Raw genomic sequence first — 17,984 nt, forward strand, 5'->3', positions numbered from 1 at the left:
TTGCAATAATTGCTTAAAATCTAATTTTTTTAGATAAAAAAGCCTCATCAACAAAATTTTTCTCATATCTTTGTCACTGTGTTAAGTTAATAAATTGATTAAGGTCGATTTTTGACTGTTTCGGATCGGAAAGTATGGGGGTACTTTCCGATCTTTTTTTCTTACTCATATATAACAATTGAATCCTTTTCTTCGTTGATGCGGAACTTGAAAGGATGGTCTTTCGAGATGGTCCGCAGTATATGTTCGATGCCGTCCTGCTCTCTGAACTTGCCGGTAAAGCTGCCGTAGTTCAGCAGTTGAGGACTGGCAACGGTTATCTTTACATTATAGTATTTCTCCAGTCTACCGAGGATACCGCTGAATGGAGCGTCGTCAAAACAGTATAGTCCCTCTTTCCAGCGTAGATATTCATAGGAAGGAAGGACGGCCTTTCTACATTTTCCGTTTTCATTGAGAAATACCTCGTCTTTCTGCAACCTGGTGATTATCTGGCTGCTGTTGGCCGGATAGATATCGACGATACCTTCCACCAATGTGGTTCCGAACTCATGGCTCCCACTGTAGGCACAGACGTTGAAACTCGTTCCTACAACTTTTACCTTGTTCGTTTCTGTATGTACATAGAATGGGATATTCTTGTTTTTGGCTACTTCAAAGTAGGCCTCTCCGTCCAATTCCACATTTCGTTCGTTGCGTCCGAAGTTGGCGGCATATTTCATGGTGGACTTGGAGTTCAGCCATACGCGTGTTCCATCGGCAAGGATAATTTGGGCCCGTTGTCCGGCAGGCACAGTGACTGTTTGCAACTGCACCTCCTTGTTATATAAAAAGTCGGAGGTGATGAAATAACCGGCAATGGCGACAATGGTGACGGCGGCTATACGGGCCGCCCAGCGGAGCATCGGCATGATGTGCACCGTTTTCTTTTCATTGTTTCCCTGCTTGTCCGAGAACAAGGAAATGTCGTATATCATGCGCTCTTTCAGGAAGATGTCCCGGTTTTCATCCGAGGCGTCTATCCAGTCGAGTATCATCTTTTCTTCTTCAACGGAAGTAATACCTTTGAAATATTTATATAATAGCTCTTGGTTCATTGTCAATAATTTATTTCTTTTCTAAAACGTGCTCTTTTTACCTTTTGTATATATAACCGGAAAGTGGGCGGTAACCCTATTCCGTAGAAGCATTTTTTAGGATATTAATATTATGAGTATGGTAACAAGATAATCTTTCAGTCTCAGCCGGAGAATCCGCAGCACTTTGGTGATGTGTGCCTCTACGGTTTTAAGTGATATGTCCAGACTATCGGCAATCTGCTTGTTTGCCAGGTTCTGGTATCGGCTCAACATGAATATCTTCCGGCTTTGCTCGGGCATTTCCTGTAAGGTCTTATTTACGATATGCTGTATTTCCGTGTTGAATATCTGGTCCGGTTCGCAGGCTTTCAAGGTGGAGATGCGTAAGTCCAGTTCGCGCAGGTTGTGGCTGCTGATGGTTTCTTCCGCTCGCAGACGCACCTGCTTGTGCTCGAGTACGTGCAGGGCTTTGTTCTTTATGATGGTCAGCAGCAGGGCATGCAGGTTACTGTTTTCTTCCCAGCGGTCTCGGTTTTCCCATAAGGCAATCATGGATTCCATCACAACGTCTTCCGCTTCTGCTTTATCCCTGAGATAAGAATAAGCAAAAGCCAAAAACTTTTCTTGGTTTTCCTGGAAAAAGCGTGAGAAAAGATTCATAGTATGTAGGCTCCTTAAACCGGACATTAATTGAGGTTCTTTATGGAATATAAGGCTTTACATAGCAAAAAAACATAATCTTTTTGGAATATGCAAGCATTATGCCTTGTTTTTTCAGAGCCATTTCTGGCAGTATTGACAAAAAGAAAGCCTGATGGGGTTCCACCAGGCTTTATATACTTAAAGAATAAGAAATTTCTTATTTCTTTTCCGGTCTTTCTTGTCTTTCCGGTCTCGGAAGCAATACTTTGCGTGACAGCTTAAATTTTCCGGTCTTCGGGTCGATGTCGAGAAGTTTTACGTCAATTTCATCACCTTCCTTGATACCGGCTTCTTCTACTGTTTCCAGACGTTTCCAGTCGATTTCGGAGATATGGAGCAAGCCGTCCTTACCCGGCAGGAATTCAACGAATGCACCGTAAGGCATAATGGAGCGTACCTTGCCTTTGTAGACTTCGCCTACTTCGGGGACAGCTACAATCCCTTTGATGATACGCATAGCATCATCGATGCTCTTCTTGTTGGTACCGGCGATTTCGATTCTACCGATGTTGTCCACTTCTTCAATAGTAATGGTAGCACCGGTTTCTTCCTGCATACCTTGGATAATCTTTCCACCAGGGCCGATGACAGCACCGATGAATTCCTTGGGAATGGTCATTGTCTCGATACGCGGAGCGTGAGGTTTCAGGTCTTCGCGAGGCTCGGCAATGCACTCGGTGATTTTGCCCAAGATATATTCACGGCCTTCTTTAGCCTGCAGCAATGCCTTTTCGAGGATTTCGTATGACAGACCGTCCACTTTGATGTCCATCTGAGTGGCGGTGATACCGTCTTTTGTTCCGGTCACCTTGAAGTCCATGTCGCCCAAGTGGTCCTCATCACCGAGGATATCGGACAATACGGCATATTTGTCTTCGCCTGCATTCTTAATCAATCCCATGGCGATACCTGATACCGGTTTCTTGATTTTCACACCTGCATCCATCAATGCCAGAGTTCCGGCACATACGGTAGCCATGGAAGAAGAACCGTTTGATTCGAGGATATCGGATACCACGCGTACTACATACGGATAGTTTGCAGGAATCTGACCCTTCAATGCACGCCATGCCAGATGGCCGTGGCCGATTTCACGACGGCCTACACCGCGCTGTGCCTTGGCTTCGCCCGTAGAGAACGGAGGGAAGTTGTAGTGCAGAAGGAAACGTTCTTTTCCGTGTTCCAATACGTCGTCGATAATCTTCTCGTCCAACTTGGTGCCTAAAGTCACAGTAGACAAAGACTGTGTTTCGCCACGTGTAAAGATAGCGGAACCGTGAGGGCCGGGCAGGTAGCTGGTCTCACACCAGATAGGACGGATTTCGGTCGTCTTACGTCCGTCAAGGCGCTTGCCTTCGTCCAGAATGGAACGGCGCATCGCCTCTTTTTCCACATCGTGATAGTAACGGTCGATGAGGGCTGCCTTTTCTTCCAGTTCTTCTTCGGAGAACTGTGCCTTGAATTCTTCGCGGATGGCATCGAAAGCATCCATGCGTTCGTGCTTGTTCTTGTTTCCGGAAGCGGCAATGGCATAAGCCTTGTCGTAGCAAGCGTCGTGAACGGCCTTACGGAGTTCTTCGTCGTTCACTTCGTGGCAATATTCGCGTTTCACGGTAGAGCCTACTTCTTCTGCCAGTTCCATCTGTGCCTTGCACTGAATCTTAATGGCTTCGTGTGCGGCCTTCATCGCTTCCAGCAAGTCCTGCTCGGAAACCTCGTCCATTTCGCCTTCCACCATCATGATGTTTTCGTAAGTGGCGCCCACCATCAAGTCCATATCGGCTTGTTCTAGTTGTTCGAAGGTAGGGTTGATGACGAATTGTCCGTTGATGCGTGCTACGCGTACTTCGGAAATAGGTCCGTTGAAGGGGATATCTGAAACTGCAAGTGCGGCAGAAGCTGCGAGTCCGGCCAGAGCGTCGGGCATATCTACGCCGTCTGCTGAGAAAAGAATGATGTTTACGTATACCTCTGCATGGAAATTATCAGGGAATAAGGGGCGGAGAGCACGGTCAACGAGGCGGCAAGTGAGGATTTCGTAGTCAGAAGCGCGTCCTTCGCGCTTTGTGAAACCGCCGGGGAAACGTCCGAATGCGGAGAATTTTTCTTTGTACTCTACCTGTAATGGCATGAAATCTGTTCCGGGAACTGCGTCCTTGGCGGCACAAACAGTAGCTAAAAGCATGGTGTTGCCCATACGAAGCATTACAGAACCGTCTGCCTGTTTTGCCAGCTTTCCCGTTTCGAGCGTGATGGTTCTGCCATCAGGAAGCTCGATCGTCTTAACAATTGGGTTAATCATAAAAAATGTTTTATATCTAATTTTCTTTCAAAATTCGTGCAAAGATACATAATTTATTCATGTAAAATGGTGGGAATGAGATAAAAAGTTTGTATTTAGTTGTTTTTTGCAGTTTTCTATATGGAAGAACGAGGGAAAATGCTTTGACTGAACTTGAAAAGAAGTATATTTGCAGGCACGTTTGCAAAACAAAACTGAAGATACGATATGAAGAAAATCTTTTTTATGGTACTTGCTGCAATAGCATTGGGTGCATGTAATTCCGAACCGAAATTCAAAGTAGAGGGTGAAGTGTCTGGTGCCGACGGCAAGATGCTTTATTTGGAAGCCTCGGCATTGGAAGGTATTGTTCCTTTGGATTCTGTAAAACTGGAAGGGGATGGCTCTTTCCACTTCAAGCAGGTACGTCCGGTGTCTCCGGAATTTTACCGTCTGCGGGTAGACGACAAGGTTATTAATTTCTCGGTAGATTCGACGGAAACGGTTTTGGTAAAGGCACCTTATACCGATTTCGCCACTGCCTATACAGTGGAAGGTTCTCCGAATAGCTCGAAGATAAAGGACTTGACGCTGAAGCAGATGAAGCTTCAGGATAATGTGAATGCATTGCTGCAGTCGGTGCAGGCACATAAGATAGGTGCCGATGTTTTTGAGGACAGTCTTGCCTCTTTATTGAAGAACTATAAGGATGAAGTGAAAATCAGCTATATTTTTGCCGCTCCCAATACGGCTGCTGCCTATTTCGCCTTGTTCCAGAAGTTGAATAATTATTTGATTTTCGACCCTCTGAACAATAAGGAAGACATTAAGTGTTTTGCAGCCGTGGCAACCAGCCTGAACAATTATTATCCGGATGCCGACCGCTCCAAGAACCTCTACAATATTGTGATAAAGGGAATGAAGAATACCCGTACTCCGCAGCAGAAGGTGGTGGAAATCCCCGAAGAGGCAATTTCCGAAACCGGCATCATCGACATTAACCTGCGTGACATGAAGGGCAATACACGTAAGTTGAGCGAACTGAAGGGCAAGGCTGTTATTGTGGACTTCACTGTTTATCAGAGTGCCGTTTCTGCTACACATAATTATATGTTGCGCGACTTGTACGACAAGTATGCCGCCCAGGGATTGGAAATCTATCAGGTTTCTCTGGATGCAGACGAGCACTATTGGAAAACAACTGCCGACAATCTGCCTTGGATTTGTGTGCGCGACGGCAATGGAATTTATTCGTCTATAGCGGCTTCTTATAATGTGAAGAATGTGCCTTCTGTGTTCCTGGTCAACAAGAACAATGAGTTGAGTGCCCGTGGAGAGAGCATTAAAGACCTGGAGGCGGCAGTGAAAGCATTGCTGTAACATGTTATAAATAAGAAGTTTTCGTTTAAATATGTTACAAAGCAGCCTTTTATGCTTGACACGCATTGTATAAAAGGCTATCTTTGCAAAGGAAAATCGGAAAGAGGGTTCCAGCATGCTGACCATGTTGGAATTCTTTTTTGTTTATAGTACCATTAAAAACTAACATAACATTTAAGGAGGAAAAAGTATGGCTTATATGTCAGAAGACGGCTACAAGAAATTGATGGCCGAATTGAAACACCTGGAGACGGTGGAACGTCCCAAAATATCGGCTGCCATTGCCGAAGCGCGTGACAAAGGTGATTTGTCGGAAAATGCAGAGTATGACGCTGCCAAGGAAGCTCAAGGTATGCTTGAGATGAAAATTAACAACTTGAAGCTGACCATTGCCGACGCTAAGATTATTGATGAGTCGAAGTTGAAAACCGATTCTGTACAGATTCTCAATAAGGTAGAGCTTAAGAACGTGAAGAATGGCATGAAGATGGTTTATACTATCGTTTCCGAAAGTGAAGCCAATCTGAAGGAAGGAAAGATTTCCGTCAATACTCCGATTGCACAAGGTCTGCTTGGCAAGAAAGTAGGTGACATCGCAGAAATTAAAGTTCCGCAGGGCATGATTAACCTGGAAGTAGTGAACATATCCTTTTAAAGGAAGGCAGGTCCGCATACGGGCTTGCCTTATTTTATAATTTATAGCTATGGCAACAATATTCAGTAGAATTATCGCAGGTGAAATACCTTGCTACAAGGTGGCGGAGGATGACAGATTCTTTGCGTTCCTTGACATCAATCCGTTGGTAAAAGGTCATACATTGGTCATTCCCAAGCAGGAAGTGGATTATATCTTCGATTTGAACGATGAGGATTTGGCGGCGATGCATGTTTTCGCCAAGAGAGTGGCACTTGCCATCGGCAAGGCCTTTCCGTGTAGAAAGGTAGGAGAAGCGGTATTGGGGCTGGAAGTGCCTCATGCGCACATACATTTGATTCCTATGCAGAACGAAAAAGATATGCTTTTCTCCAATCCCAAACTGAAACTGACGGACGAAGAATTCAAGGCTGTGGCAGAAGCTATCCGTGCAGTGCTTTAATCGGTTTATTTTCCTCCCCTAAATAAACGGAAGCGGGAGTTGGACTTCATCCAGCTCCCGCTATTTTTTTGCCTTCGGCACTTATCCTTTAATTTTTAATTTAAATGTATTCCTCTCCCAGTTTTATCTGGGCATCATTCACATATTTGCGGATGGTATGTTCTTCATCTTTCTTGCAAATCAGTAATACATTGTCCGACTCGGCTATGAGATAACCTTCCAAACCGTCGATAACTGCAAGTTTGTTGTCGGGCAGCACCACGATATTGTCTTTGCTATTATAGATGAGGGATTTACATTTTAAGGCTACATTGCCTGCTTCATCTTTGGGAGACAAATCATACAAAGACCCCCAGGTTCCTAAATCAGACCAGCCGAAATCGCCTAATGACACATATACATTGTCTGCCTTTTCCATGATGCCGAAGTCTATGGAGACATTGGGGCAAGCAGGGAAGTTCTCATCAATGAATTGTTTCTCTTGGACTGTTCCATACACATCTTTGCCGGGGGCCAGTTTGGAAGTCAGCTCGGGCAGCAGGGCTTCGTTTGCCTTGATGATGGTATTTACGTTCCACATGAACAGACCAGAGTTCCAATAGAATTCTCCACTTTCCACGAATACTTTTGCCAGTTCCAGTTCGGGCTTTTCAGTGAAGGTTTTTACCTTGTAGAAATTATCACCGGCGGCTTCGGCTATTTGTATATAGCCATATCCGGTTTCCGGACGGTTGGGCTTGATGCCGAGTGTCAGCAGATTGTCCGATTGGGAAACGAAGTCCAGCCCTTTTTCGATAGCTGCCAGAAATTCGCCTTCCTTCAGGATTAAGTGGTCCGAAGGAGCTACCACTATATTGGCGTTCGGATTCAAGGCGCGGATATGATAGGAAGCCCACGCAATGCAGGGGGCTGTATTCCTGCGTGTCGGCTCCAGTAGAATCTGTTCGGGTTTAAGTTCGGGAAGCTGTTCTTTTACAAGGTCGGCATACAAGTCATTTGTTACGATAAGTATATTTTCCATGGGGATTACCTGCTTGAAGCGGTCGAAGGTTTGCTGCAGCAAGGAACGTCCTGTACCGAAGAAATCCAGAAACTGTTTTGGAAGTGTCTTGCGGCTGAATGGCCAGAAACGGCTGCCGATTCCTCCGCCCATAATTACACAGAAATTATCCTTATTGGTTACCATGCTATTGATTTTAAAAGTTTCTGCTAATGTACTGCATATTTTACAAACAAGGAATGATTCAAGCAGGTTTTATCGTTTTTTTCGCCTTTTTTTAGGAAAAGTATTGCAGGTTTAGAAAAAAGCTGTATCTTTGCACCGCATTTGAGAAGTCAAACATGCCCAGATGGCGGAATCGGTAGACGCGCTGGTCTCAAACACCAGTGGATTCACTTCCATCCCGGTTCGACCCCGGGTCTGGGTACGAATAAACCCTGATAATCACCTGATTATCAGGGTTTTCTGCTTTTATAGGGCGTACTAAATGTGTACTGAATGACGAATACAAAGAAAAGGTGTACTTTAATAGTTTTCTTCCCCATATCTTTATAATTTCTTAACGCTTATCCTATCTTTTCTTCCTTATTATTGCCGATGTTTTCGGGAAAAGTGAGATTCTTACCTTATATTTGTAGTAAGAACGTTTAAAGGCACACGATTATGGAAAATCATATAGAAACCAATTTCAGAGAAATACAGAAGATATTAGATAGTTGTATAGCTCATGACTATAAAACTAAAGTAGATGCACTATTTTTAAAACGTGAATATTTGACGCAAGCCCAGCTAAAGGATTATTTGCGACAAGAAATTTTCCGTGTGACTGAAAATATTGTAGCCATCCAACAAAAATACCGTGTCGTGCGTAACATTGTATTGGACATGGATATTCCCGATTTTTTGTGGGAAAGTGGTTATTTTGAGGACTTGAATTCTGATGAAAGAAAAAAGTATATCGGTTTCCGCTGCTCTGATTTTGATATGGATGCATATTTGCATGAACCGTCCTGTTATGATGGGCGGCTTCCTTATTTGTCCATTATCGTTAATCTTGTCGTGCTTTCCAAATATTTGCGCTATCTGCAAGAACAGGAAAGCAATTACCATACAGATGCGGTTGCCATCCAAGAGCAAGCCTTGCCAAAAGAGAAAGAGGAAAGTGCAGATACTAATCCAACCAAGATTGTGGGCAAAAGCAATCCTTTCAAGTCCACGTTGAAAGCTAATGAAATCAAACTTCTGACCGACTGTGTGAATGAAGCGAATATGTTTACTACTACCGTCAGTGCCAAAATACTTACCGATTTTTTCAACTGCAAACTGAATGGGGTATTGAAAGTTAATAATACCCGTCTGTTAGCCTATCTTATGATGCAACTTAGCTGTTATAATTACATCGTTTATGAATGGCAGTCTGTCATAGCAAACAATAAACTGATATTGAAGAAGATAAAAGGTGAACCGCTTACACGTACTGACCTGTCGAGTGCGACAGACCAAGCGAAAAACATCTATCCGAAAGGATATGAAATCATAGACAAATACATCAAACAACTGCAAAAAGGTTGAGCATAGATTGAACGCTCAAACAAAGGTCAATTAGACTTCATTTTCAAGCTCTTAACTTTGCCCCCGTTAACAAAAAAACGAGGGTGCGCACCTTCATATTGTTTCACCTAAATTCCTAAACAATATGGAAAAAAATTTAGAGTTAAGAGTTTCCGAACTCGAAAAGATGTTGTTCCTTTCAAAGAACGTGCTTAGCTTCGATGAAGCGAGCAAGTTCTTGAACCTTTCTAAAAGTTACCTGTACAAGCTGACTTCGGGTAACTTGATACCCCATTACAAGCCGCAGGGCAAAATGCTTTATTTTGAGAAAGCGGAGTTGGAAGCATGGTTGCGTCAGAACCCGGTCAAGACGCAGGCGCAGATAGAGCAGGAAGCGCAGAAGTATATCCTTAACCGTCCTCTAAAGAAATAACGGCTATGGAAAATAGAAAAGCGACAGAAGCCGGGCAGGACATCACCATGCAGAAAGAGGATTTCGCAGCCCTTTGGAAAACCATTCATCTAAAGGTGACGGACACTTACGAAGTGCCGCCCGAAATACTCTGGGTGAACGGCTCTACCATTGGCACGTTGGGTAATTTCAGTGCATCCACGGGTAAAGCCAAGAGCAAAAAGACATTCAACATTTCCGCTATCGTTGCGGCAGCGTTGAAGAATGACGAGGTATTGAAGTATTCGGCATACCTGCCACCGAACAAACGGAAAATCCTCTATGTAGATACCGAGCAGAGCAAATACCATTGCCACAAGGTCATGGAGCGTATTTTGCGGCTTGCCGGACTGCCTACCGACAAGGACAGGGACGATTTTGTTTTCATCGTGCTAAGGGAGCAGACACCCGATAAGCGGAAACAGATTATCGGTTATATGCTTGAAAATATGCCCGATGTGGGGTTGCTCATCATTGACGGAATCCGTGACTTGATGTATGACATCAACAGCCCCAGCGAATCGACTGACCTAATCAACCTCTTGATGCGCTGGTCAAGCGGATATAACCTGCATATCCATACCGTACTGCATTTGAACAAGGGGGATGACAACACAAGGGGGCATATCGGTACGGAACTGAACAATAAGGCTGAAACCGTCCTGCAAATTACCAAAAGTACGCAGGACGGCAACATAAGCGAGGTAAAGGCGATGCACATACGTGACCGGGAGTTTGACCCGTTCGCATTCCGTATCAACGACAGCGCATTGCCCGAAGCCGTGGACGGTTATGTATTCAAGCAACCCAGCCAAGACAGGGGCTTTCCACTGGCAGAACTGACGGAGCAACAGCACAGGACAGCTTTGGAAAACGGTTTTGGCAAACAGGTCATATATGGTTACGAGAATGTCCTAAAGACCTTGAAACAGGGTTATGCAAGTATCGGCTACAAGCGTGGACGCAATATCCATGTGGATTTGAACAAGTTCCTTGTGAACAAGCGCATGATTGTGAAAGAGGGCAAGGGCTACCGCTATAATCCCGATTTCCATTATTAAAAGTCAGTTTGGTTTAGTCCGGGTGTATATATAAGAGGAACGGACTTACTATTTCCCTGTATCGGAACAGGCAGGTTTAGTATGGTACGGGTATATATATAACGGACTAAACAGGACTGGCGCACTTTTCAACTATTTTTTAATCCCCAAAAAAGAAAATGTTATGAACATCGAAGATGTGAAACAAATACCCATCGCAGACTATCTGCATAGTTTAGGTTACTCTCCTGTCAAGCAGCAGGGTAACGGCTTATGGTACAAATCACCGTTAAGGGAGGAACACGAACCGTCTTTCAAGGTGAACACTGACCGCAACCTTTGGTATGACTTTGGCGCAGGCAAGGGCGGCAACATCATCGCACTGGCAAAGGAACTCTATTGCTCCGACAGCCTGCCATACCTGTTAAACCGGATAGCGGAACAGACACCGCACGTCCGCCCGGTCAGTTTTTCTTTTCCCCAGCGTAGGACAGAACCGAGTTTCCAACATTTGGAAGTCCGTGACTTGACCCATCCGGCATTGCTCCGTTACTTGGAGGGACGGGGTATCAATATCGAACTGGCAAAAAGAGAATGTAAGGAACTCCATTTTACCAATAACGGCAGACCGTTCTTTGCTATCGGTTTCCCGAACATAGCAGGAGGTTACGAGGTTCGCAATTCCTTTTTCAAAGGCTGCATCGCCCCGAAAGACATCACCCATATACGGCAGCAGGGAGAGCCGAGAGAGAAGTGTTTGGTATTCGAGGGTTTTATGGACTATCTTTCTTTCCTCACGCTCCGGATGAAGAACTGCCCGACCATGCCCGACCTTGACAGGCAGGATTATGTCATACTCAACTCTACTGTCAATGTGCCGAAAGCTATTGACGTGCTGTACCCGTATGAACGCATCCACTGTATGCTTGACAATGACAAGGCAGGATATGAAGCGACACGGGCTATCGAATTGGAATACTCCTACCGTGTGCGTGACTTCTCGGGCAATTACAGGGGGTATTCGGACTTGAACGATTACCTGTGCGGCAGGAAGCAGGAACAGAAGAACAGCACCAGCCAAGCGCAGGAGATAAAGCAGGAAACCGGACAACGTGCCGCCCCAAGACAGAAAAGGGGCAGGGGCATTTAGTCCGGCAGGATTACCAGCGACAGGCGGTTTAATTTGGAGAGCAAGGTTATGTTTCGGTAAACCGAAACTACCTTGCTTTGCTTGACAGCAAAGAAAATTTCTCCCGTTGGTCGCAATTTTTAAGATACCATTTAAATGTAAAAACCTATGACGAATATAAAGGATAAGCCGGGGGGACGTCCGGCAAAGAAACGGATAGAGAAGCAGCAACGGGTAGTCAGCACGAAGCTGACCGAGTTGCAGTATTATGCCATCAGGAAGCGAGCCGGGGAAGCCGGGTTGCGTGTCAGTGAGTATGTCCGGCAGGCGGTTGTTTCGGCAGAGGTCATACCCCGGCTGAATAGGCAGGATGCGGACACCATCCGCAAGCTGGCAGGGGAAGCCAACAACATCAACCAACTGGCGCACCGAGCGAATGCCGGAGGTTTCGCACTGGTGGCGGTGGAACTGGTGAAACTCAAAAACAGGATTGTCGAAATTATAAATCAGTTGTCGGATGATTGGAAAAATAAAAAAGGGAAGCGGGTTTAAGGGCTGTGTGAACTATGTGCTTGGTAAGGAGCAGGCGGTTTTGCTTCATGCGGACGGGGTTCTGACTGAAAGCCGGGGCGATATAATCCGCAGCTTCTGTATGCAGACCGGGATGAATCCCGATTTGAAGAAGCCTGTCGGACATATTGCGTTAAGTTATTCGGCAGTGGATGCACCCAAATTGACAGACGAGAAGATGGTACAGCTTGCGCAGGAGTATATGCGTGAAATGAAAATCACCGATACGCAGTATATCATCGTGCGCCATCAAGACCGGGAACACCCACATGTGCATATCGTGTTCAACCGCATAGACAACAACGGCAAGACCATTTCGGACAGGAACGATATGTACCGTAACGAGCAGGTATGCAAGAAGCTGAAAACCAAACACGGGCTTTATTTTGCTGGTGGAAAAGAACAGGTAAAGCAGCACCGCTTGAAAGAGCCGGACAAGTCGAAATACGAGATTTACACGGCTGTAAAGAACGAAATCGGGAAGTTCAAGAACTGGCGGCAGTTACAGGAGCGGTTAGCGGAAAAGGGTATTACTGTCCGGTTCAAGTACAAGGGGCAGACGGGCGAGATACAGGGCGTTTCCTTTTCCAAAGGCGAATACACGTTCAAGGGTTCGGAGATAGACCGCAATTTTAGTTTCTCCAAACTGGATAAATGTTTCGGGGATGCAGGACTGAATACGGTCGGAAATCAACGGCAGACAGCTTTTACACCCGTTCGGGAGCCATTGCCGACACAGGGAAAGACTGACAGTCCGTTGATAACTGGCTCACTCGGTCTGTTCACCGCTTCATCACCCCCTGCGGATGAAGAACCAAACTTGAATTTAAGAAAGAAGAAGAAAAAGAAAAAACAACTTAATTTGTAAACACATGGAGAAAAATTTGATTTTAGAGGGGCTTCTCTCAATGGTTACTGAATTGAAAGAGAAGCAGGAAGCACAGGTAACGCCAGCCAGTCGGGAGGAAACTCTTGAAAGACTGAACGCAATCGAACAGGCATTGTCGGAATTGCACAGTAACCCGGCTGTTCCCGAAAAGGATTTGCAGGCTATCCGAAGCCAGCTTGACGAGATAAGGAATAGGATGCAAGGTCAGCAGAAACATATCGAGGACACCAAGAAAATAGTATTGGAAACCTACCGTTGTTTCAAGGTAATGCTTGATGCTTTGGGCTCTTGCAAGACGGATAAAGAGGAAGCTATACCCTTACCGCTCTATCAACGGATTTGCAACAAGGTCGCTTCTTGGATTCGTCCGGGATTGTTCCTTTTTTCGGCAGTGCTGGTTATCTGTTCCGTTTCCATATTCTTGAATATCCGTTTGGCTGAACGTATGCAGCAGTTACAGGACAACGATATGAAATACCGCTATTTGCTGATGCAAGGACAGGCAGACGGGGAAACTTTTGATATACTGGAAAACAAGTTCAAATGGCAACGGGATAACGGCTTTATCCGAAGTCTGACCGATTCAGTGATGGATTTTGAATACCGCATCCAAAAGCAGGCGGAAGCACTGGAACGTGCAAGGCTGTTGAACGAGCAAGCCGAACAGCTAAAGAAAGAAGCTGATAAGCTGGGTAAGCCATAAACGGGGAAAGCCGGGATGGATGAAGCACATTCACCGTTCCGGCTTTTCAGATTCACTTCTTTTTCTTCGTACAGTGTTCTTTCTCGAACTGGCGTAGCGTGGTGACGCTGAACCTTTCCTTGATGAACTCCCGGACATCGGAAGCCTTGTAATACACTTTTCCGCTGATAGTGAAGTATGGCAACGCACCGATAGCCCGGTAGCGTTGCAGGGTTTTGATGCTTACTTTGAACAGCAGGCACAAGTCTTGATTATCCAATAGGTTATCATCTTCGGGCAGTACCCTGTCTGCATTGCGTAGTACCCGTACATCTTTGCAGAGTTCTTCCAGTTTGGCATACAGCTTCTGCATCCATCCACCAAATTCGTCATTGTCTATATACATAATTGCTTCATTTTTCAGATTATACATTTTGTTTGTCAATCGATTGATGAAGCAAAGTTCTAAAAACGGATACAAAGAAATTACAGGAGAACTAATGGAGTCCCCTATAAATAAATCATAAGTTGCTGATTATCTATATCCTTTCTTATCATGTTCATTTTTGATTAGGTTTGCCAGTCCATTAAGAAATTCGGTGAGTTTGCCCGGCTTCCGTTTTATCACGTCCTCATGTTTTTGGTGGCAGTCGCTTATCTTAATGTTAAACAACCATTCAAAACCTTTGGATAAGTCCACTAAATAGGCAGGTTTACCGTTCTGATAAACGATGTCTTTGGAGAGGAATAAGCCGCTTACCACTTCCATGATATTGATAAGGGTTGTTTTGTCGGCGAGGTAGAGAGGGGAAAGGGGCTGTTTATTGATGCGTTGCTGTAGTTGTTCCGGGTATTTGATGCGCCATTCAATAAGGCGTATTTCAGTGTTCAAAAGTCCTATCGCTTCATCAATTAAATGCAAATAGGGCATTTTTTTCTTGCTCAAACCGTACACGATACGATTTAAGACGGTGTAAACCAAAGGAAAAATAGCGAAGTAAAATACTGTAATCCTGTTCGTTGATACCAAAATCGGCTACATGCGTAGCCAATTCCTCAATAGCTTCTGTAAACTCCGATGCAGAAACTTTACGTTGTGAATATTCCGACAATAAGCGGAAAAATCGCTGTTCTAAAATTAGATTCATGTATGTATTCATATAAAAAATAAGCCTTAGCGAGACTTAGGAAAAGGCTTATTTCAATTCATAATATTGTAATCCGCAAGTTGTTGTTTTGGGGGAATTTAGAAAAATAGTTTATAGCAAAGTAATCCCAATAAAAATAGCACTAAAAGGCATATTGTAAGAAATATATATATCCTAAACATATATATTTGGTCTGATTGCTCCTTTTCTATGGTTTTTTTACGGATTTCTTCTATCTTTTCAATGGAAACATTGGATAAATCAGCATTTTTACCTTTGCCTACAAGATATTTGTGATGTTCTTTCATCCTGTCTCTATTCAACTTGCGAAGCTCACGGTTCTCTTTGTCCCGTTGTAGCATATCATTTATGCAACCTAATGTTCCCATTTTCCAGTTAACATTTAATTTCCAAACCTTGATATATCAATTTCTTTTTGTAGTTCCCTAAAGATACGTTCCAAATCATATCCATGCGGATTGGAAATTTGGAAACATCCGCTTTCTATGGGGCTATTAACCTGAGGAGCAGTTATCACCGTGTCATTGAAAACGAAAGCGATGTACTTTCCTACACTCTTTGTTGTGGCTTCTCTCCATATAGGCAATTTATCTTGGAGGAAGACACCGGTAATGACCGAGTGTCCAAAAGCATCAGTTTCCAAACGTAAAGAATCGAAATCCATAACAGTAAGGAAAGGTGTTTGTGAAAGGCTGTCTGTAGTCTGTGATGTTACGTAGTACCAGCCGTTTGTCCGGTGAAAGGATTTTGTCTGCATACAAGCTGTCATTAGTAGGCAGAAAAAGAGAATTGTTGAAATCTTCATATCCGCTATTTTTAGGTTAATACATCTTCTCCAACGTCCACACCATCTTATTGGGATTATAGGCTTCCATTACGAGATGTGTTCCTGTGTATTCCATCACTGTCCACGGACCTGCTATGTTGTCGAACGTGATGATTTTTCCATTTACTTGATAAGTAAAATCTGTGTTCCACATATATCCGTCTTCTTCGTTCGTCCTTGTATAAATGCCTTCTGATTCGTTAGTAAACTGAAGAATGGATTGTTTTGTGTAGTCTATCTCATCTTCGATATTGTACACGGTCATTTGCGCTTGCCAAGTAGTTTGCTTCAGGGCTTCGGGGGTGAAGACAGAAGTAGGGGCATCATCGTTACTACAATTTGTCAGACATAACATGGCGCAAATAATGAATGTGGAAAGCACCATACATAAAGTAATTTTCTTTTTCATCTTATCTCTATTTTAAGTGATTGACAATAATTATATATTTCTCTTCATAGGGATACTAACAATACCTTTATTAATCTCTTTTTTACCCACTTTTTTGAAGCCTAAAGATGTATAAAAAGTTTCTGCATAGGTTGAAGAATTAACTGTTATATAAGTAAAATTACAATTGCTCATCATATAGTCAAATAACGATTTTCCTATTCCTTGCCGATGATAGTGTGGCAAGACAAAGAAGAGGGATATATGTTGCCTTTCCCGATGTACACCGATTATTCCTATCAATAAATGATTGTCAAAAGCCCCATATATGTCAAGCGTATTCATCAACGATGTGTCATACACGAAACTTTTAAAGGTTTCAATCCCTTCTTCCGTAAAATCGTTAATGCCACACTCTATACATACTTGATAGGATAAGTTTATAGCATTTTTATATTCTTCTTTCATTAATTTCCGTATCATACTAATAGTTTTTAATCAATGTGTGCAAAGTAATGAAAGGTGGAGGAAAAAGGTCTTGACAATTATCAAGACCCCAATATAACAATTGTTAAAAGGTGAGTTATATCTCTAACTTGCGGCGTATGCGGCTAATGGTTTCCGGTGTAACCCCTAAGAATGAAGCGATGCTTTTCAAAGGAACTACTTCTTTCAAGTTAGGACAACGTTCCATCAAGTTCCTGTATCGTATTTCAGGCGTACAATATGAATCAAGTAATCGTTCATATACCATTTCAAATAGACTCTCTGCCACATGCCTTCCGAATCGTTGAGTTTTCATATCCGTTTCCCAATATTCAATAATGTCATGACGGGATATTTCATATACAGAACACTCTGTTATGGCTTGAATATTTACTAACGATAAGCCACTTCTCATTAAAGAAGAATAGTCACATACAAACTCGTTGGTGAAAGCGTATCCAACAATGTGTTCTTCACCCTCTCCATCAATATATGTATATTGGAATGTACCGTTTTCTACCCATTCGGCAAAACGTGATATTTCATTCTGACGAATAAAGAAATCTTTTTTGTGGTATATACGTTGCTTCCCTTTTTCATGAAATAAATCTTTTACGAGGGAATAGTCTAAATTGTCGAGGTATGAATTAAAATCTTTCATTGTCGTAAGCTATTTATTCAGTCCACGGCGTATGCGACTGATTGTTTCCGGTGTGACTTGCAAGAAAGAGGCAATCTCCTTTAACGTAATGTACTCTTGAATATCGGGGCATCTATTCAATAAGTCAAGATACAGTTCTGCCGTAGTCTTGCAGTACATATCTATTAATCTATGATACATTAATAAGTATGATTGTTCAATAAGAGTACATTTTACTTGCATGGTTTCTACATTTGTGGCAAAGAATTCCTCTACTTTTAAATAGGGTATATAACAAATCTTTGTATCGCAAACGGCTTCAATTGTTACTAATGACGGTTGATTAGGCTCTATAAGTGTGCATAAACTTCCTGTAAACTCTCCGGAGAAAGTATATCCTACTATATGTATATTCCCTTTTTCATCCACACGAGTATATCTCAATAAGCCGTGTTCGATATAAGCTCCCCGATGATTCACTTTGCCTTGAATAGTGAATTGTTCACCCTTTTTGAGTTCGATATAAGTACCATGTTCCAAAATGAACTGCTTTAGCTGTTCTAATTTCGAATGGTTGGCATATTGTGAGTTAAAATCTTCCATACTATAAACTAATTGCAATTA

23 protein-coding genes and 1 tRNA gene are annotated in these 17,984 nt (G+C 43.3%); 11 read left to right on the forward strand and 13 right to left on the reverse strand.

What is annotated here, in order from left to right:
- Positions 1 to 161: 161 nt before the first annotated feature.
- The 3 genes from DWX62_RS04640 to pnp all read right to left on the reverse strand — a co-directional run bounded on the left by DWX62_RS04640 (position 162) and on the right by pnp (position 4,083).
- Positions 162 to 1,097 carry a FecR family protein gene (locus tag DWX62_RS04640; RefSeq protein ID WP_005824380.1) on the reverse strand — a complete coding sequence of 312 codons (936 nt, stop codon included), beginning with the start codon at positions 1,095 to 1,097 and terminating at the stop codon, positions 162 to 164.
- 96 nt (positions 1,098 to 1,193) lie between these two features.
- Positions 1,194 to 1,766, reverse strand: a complete 573-nt coding sequence (locus tag DWX62_RS04645) for an RNA polymerase sigma-70 factor (protein WP_005833682.1) — start codon at positions 1,764 to 1,766, stop codon at positions 1,194 to 1,196.
- 172 nt (positions 1,767 to 1,938) lie between these two features.
- Positions 1,939 to 4,083: a polyribonucleotide nucleotidyltransferase gene (pnp, locus tag DWX62_RS04650; protein ID WP_005824386.1), complete on the reverse strand. Its 2,145-nt coding sequence runs from the start codon at positions 4,081 to 4,083 to the stop codon at positions 1,939 to 1,941.
- 207 nt (positions 4,084 to 4,290) lie between these two features.
- Between pnp and DWX62_RS04655 the strand changes: the two genes are divergently transcribed.
- The 3 genes from DWX62_RS04655 to DWX62_RS04665 all read left to right on the forward strand — a co-directional run bounded on the left by DWX62_RS04655 (position 4,291) and on the right by DWX62_RS04665 (position 6,539).
- Entirely contained in the window at positions 4,291 to 5,442 is a 1,152-nt protein-coding gene (locus DWX62_RS04655; RefSeq protein ID WP_120172616.1) for a thioredoxin-like domain-containing protein, read from the forward strand.
- Between the two features lie 190 nt (positions 5,443 to 5,632).
- Positions 5,633 to 6,097, forward strand: coding sequence for a transcription elongation factor GreA (gene greA, locus DWX62_RS04660; protein ID WP_005824394.1), 465 nt, complete (start codon positions 5,633 to 5,635; stop codon positions 6,095 to 6,097).
- Positions 6,098 to 6,146: 49 nt separating this feature from the next.
- Positions 6,147 to 6,539, forward strand: coding sequence for an HIT family protein (locus tag DWX62_RS04665; RefSeq protein WP_005824396.1), 393 nt, complete (start codon positions 6,147 to 6,149; stop codon positions 6,537 to 6,539).
- Between the two features lie 100 nt (positions 6,540 to 6,639).
- Here the strand turns inward: DWX62_RS04665 and DWX62_RS04670 are convergent, their stop codons facing one another.
- Positions 6,640 to 7,725, reverse strand: a complete 1,086-nt coding sequence (locus DWX62_RS04670) for a mannose-1-phosphate guanylyltransferase (protein ID WP_005824399.1) — start codon at positions 7,723 to 7,725, stop codon at positions 6,640 to 6,642.
- A 157-nt stretch (positions 7,726 to 7,882) separates the two neighbouring features.
- On the opposite strand from DWX62_RS04670, the gene DWX62_RS04675 reads away from it, so the two are divergent.
- The 8 genes from DWX62_RS04675 (at position 7,883) to DWX62_RS04710 (ending at position 13,872) form a co-directional block, all read left to right on the forward strand.
- A tRNA-Leu gene (locus DWX62_RS04675) sits at positions 7,883 to 7,966 on the forward strand.
- A 236-nt stretch (positions 7,967 to 8,202) separates the two neighbouring features.
- Entirely contained in the window at positions 8,203 to 9,111 is a 909-nt protein-coding gene (locus DWX62_RS04680; protein ID WP_007479974.1) for a hypothetical protein, read from the forward strand.
- 124 nt (positions 9,112 to 9,235) lie between these two features.
- Positions 9,236 to 9,523: a helix-turn-helix domain-containing protein gene (locus DWX62_RS04685; protein ID WP_005944327.1), complete on the forward strand. Its 288-nt coding sequence runs from the start codon at positions 9,236 to 9,238 to the stop codon at positions 9,521 to 9,523.
- A 5-nt stretch (positions 9,524 to 9,528) separates the two neighbouring features.
- Complete coding sequence (locus tag DWX62_RS04690) at positions 9,529 to 10,602, forward strand: AAA family ATPase (protein WP_004323659.1); 1,074 nt, start codon at positions 9,529 to 9,531, stop codon at positions 10,600 to 10,602.
- 163 nt (positions 10,603 to 10,765) lie between these two features.
- A complete protein-coding gene (locus DWX62_RS04695; RefSeq protein ID WP_005944329.1) occupies positions 10,766 to 11,731 on the forward strand; it encodes a toprim domain-containing protein in 966 nt (321 codons plus the stop codon).
- A 147-nt stretch (positions 11,732 to 11,878) separates the two neighbouring features.
- Complete coding sequence (locus tag DWX62_RS04700) at positions 11,879 to 12,262, forward strand: MobC family plasmid mobilization relaxosome protein (protein ID WP_004310825.1); 384 nt, start codon at positions 11,879 to 11,881, stop codon at positions 12,260 to 12,262.
- Complete coding sequence (locus DWX62_RS04705) at positions 12,228 to 13,148, forward strand: relaxase/mobilization nuclease domain-containing protein (RefSeq protein ID WP_008642636.1); 921 nt, start codon at positions 12,228 to 12,230, stop codon at positions 13,146 to 13,148. The genes DWX62_RS04700 and DWX62_RS04705 overlap by 35 nt, the downstream gene beginning before the upstream one ends.
- 4 nt (positions 13,149 to 13,152) lie before the next feature.
- Complete coding sequence (locus tag DWX62_RS04710; RefSeq protein ID WP_005944331.1) at positions 13,153 to 13,872, forward strand: hypothetical protein; 720 nt, start codon at positions 13,153 to 13,155, stop codon at positions 13,870 to 13,872.
- A gap of 52 nt (positions 13,873 to 13,924) precedes the next feature.
- Here DWX62_RS04710 and DWX62_RS04715 read toward each other — a convergent pair whose 3' ends face one another.
- The 9 genes from DWX62_RS04715 to DWX62_RS04755 form a co-directional block, all read right to left on the reverse strand.
- A complete protein-coding gene (locus DWX62_RS04715; protein WP_004323655.1) occupies positions 13,925 to 14,257 on the reverse strand; it encodes a helix-turn-helix domain-containing protein in 333 nt (110 codons plus the stop codon).
- A gap of 129 nt (positions 14,258 to 14,386) precedes the next feature.
- A complete protein-coding gene (locus DWX62_RS04720) occupies positions 14,387 to 14,806 on the reverse strand; it encodes a hypothetical protein (RefSeq protein WP_004323654.1) in 420 nt (139 codons plus the stop codon).
- Positions 14,760 to 15,011: a hypothetical protein gene (locus DWX62_RS04725; protein ID WP_004323653.1), complete on the reverse strand. Its 252-nt coding sequence runs from the start codon at positions 15,009 to 15,011 to the stop codon at positions 14,760 to 14,762. Before DWX62_RS04725 ends, DWX62_RS04720 begins: the two co-directional genes overlap by 47 nt.
- A gap of 86 nt (positions 15,012 to 15,097) precedes the next feature.
- Entirely contained in the window at positions 15,098 to 15,388 is a 291-nt protein-coding gene (locus DWX62_RS04730) for a hypothetical protein (protein WP_004323652.1), read from the reverse strand.
- Between the two features lie 14 nt (positions 15,389 to 15,402).
- The gene (locus DWX62_RS04735) at positions 15,403 to 15,825 is read right to left on the reverse strand and encodes a hypothetical protein (RefSeq protein ID WP_005944333.1); all 423 of its coding nucleotides are present in this window, start codon (positions 15,823 to 15,825) and stop codon (positions 15,403 to 15,405) included.
- A gap of 16 nt (positions 15,826 to 15,841) precedes the next feature.
- The gene (locus DWX62_RS04740; RefSeq protein ID WP_005944336.1) at positions 15,842 to 16,255 is read right to left on the reverse strand and encodes a hypothetical protein; all 414 of its coding nucleotides are present in this window, start codon (positions 16,253 to 16,255) and stop codon (positions 15,842 to 15,844) included.
- Between the two features lie 30 nt (positions 16,256 to 16,285).
- Positions 16,286 to 16,717: a GNAT family N-acetyltransferase gene (locus tag DWX62_RS04745; RefSeq protein ID WP_005944338.1), complete on the reverse strand. Its 432-nt coding sequence runs from the start codon at positions 16,715 to 16,717 to the stop codon at positions 16,286 to 16,288.
- Positions 16,718 to 16,817: 100 nt separating this feature from the next.
- Positions 16,818 to 17,381 carry a Crp/Fnr family transcriptional regulator gene (locus DWX62_RS04750; protein ID WP_005944341.1) on the reverse strand — a complete coding sequence of 188 codons (564 nt, stop codon included), beginning with the start codon at positions 17,379 to 17,381 and terminating at the stop codon, positions 16,818 to 16,820.
- Between the two features lie 9 nt (positions 17,382 to 17,390).
- A complete protein-coding gene (locus DWX62_RS04755; RefSeq protein ID WP_005944344.1) occupies positions 17,391 to 17,963 on the reverse strand; it encodes a Crp/Fnr family transcriptional regulator in 573 nt (190 codons plus the stop codon).
- Positions 17,964 to 17,984: the final 21 nt, after the last annotated feature.

The sequence above is a fragment of the Bacteroides sp. AF20-13LB genome (assembly GCF_003603065.1).
GTDB classification, from domain to species: Bacteria; Bacteroidota; Bacteroidia; order Bacteroidales; family Bacteroidaceae; genus Bacteroides; species Bacteroides uniformis.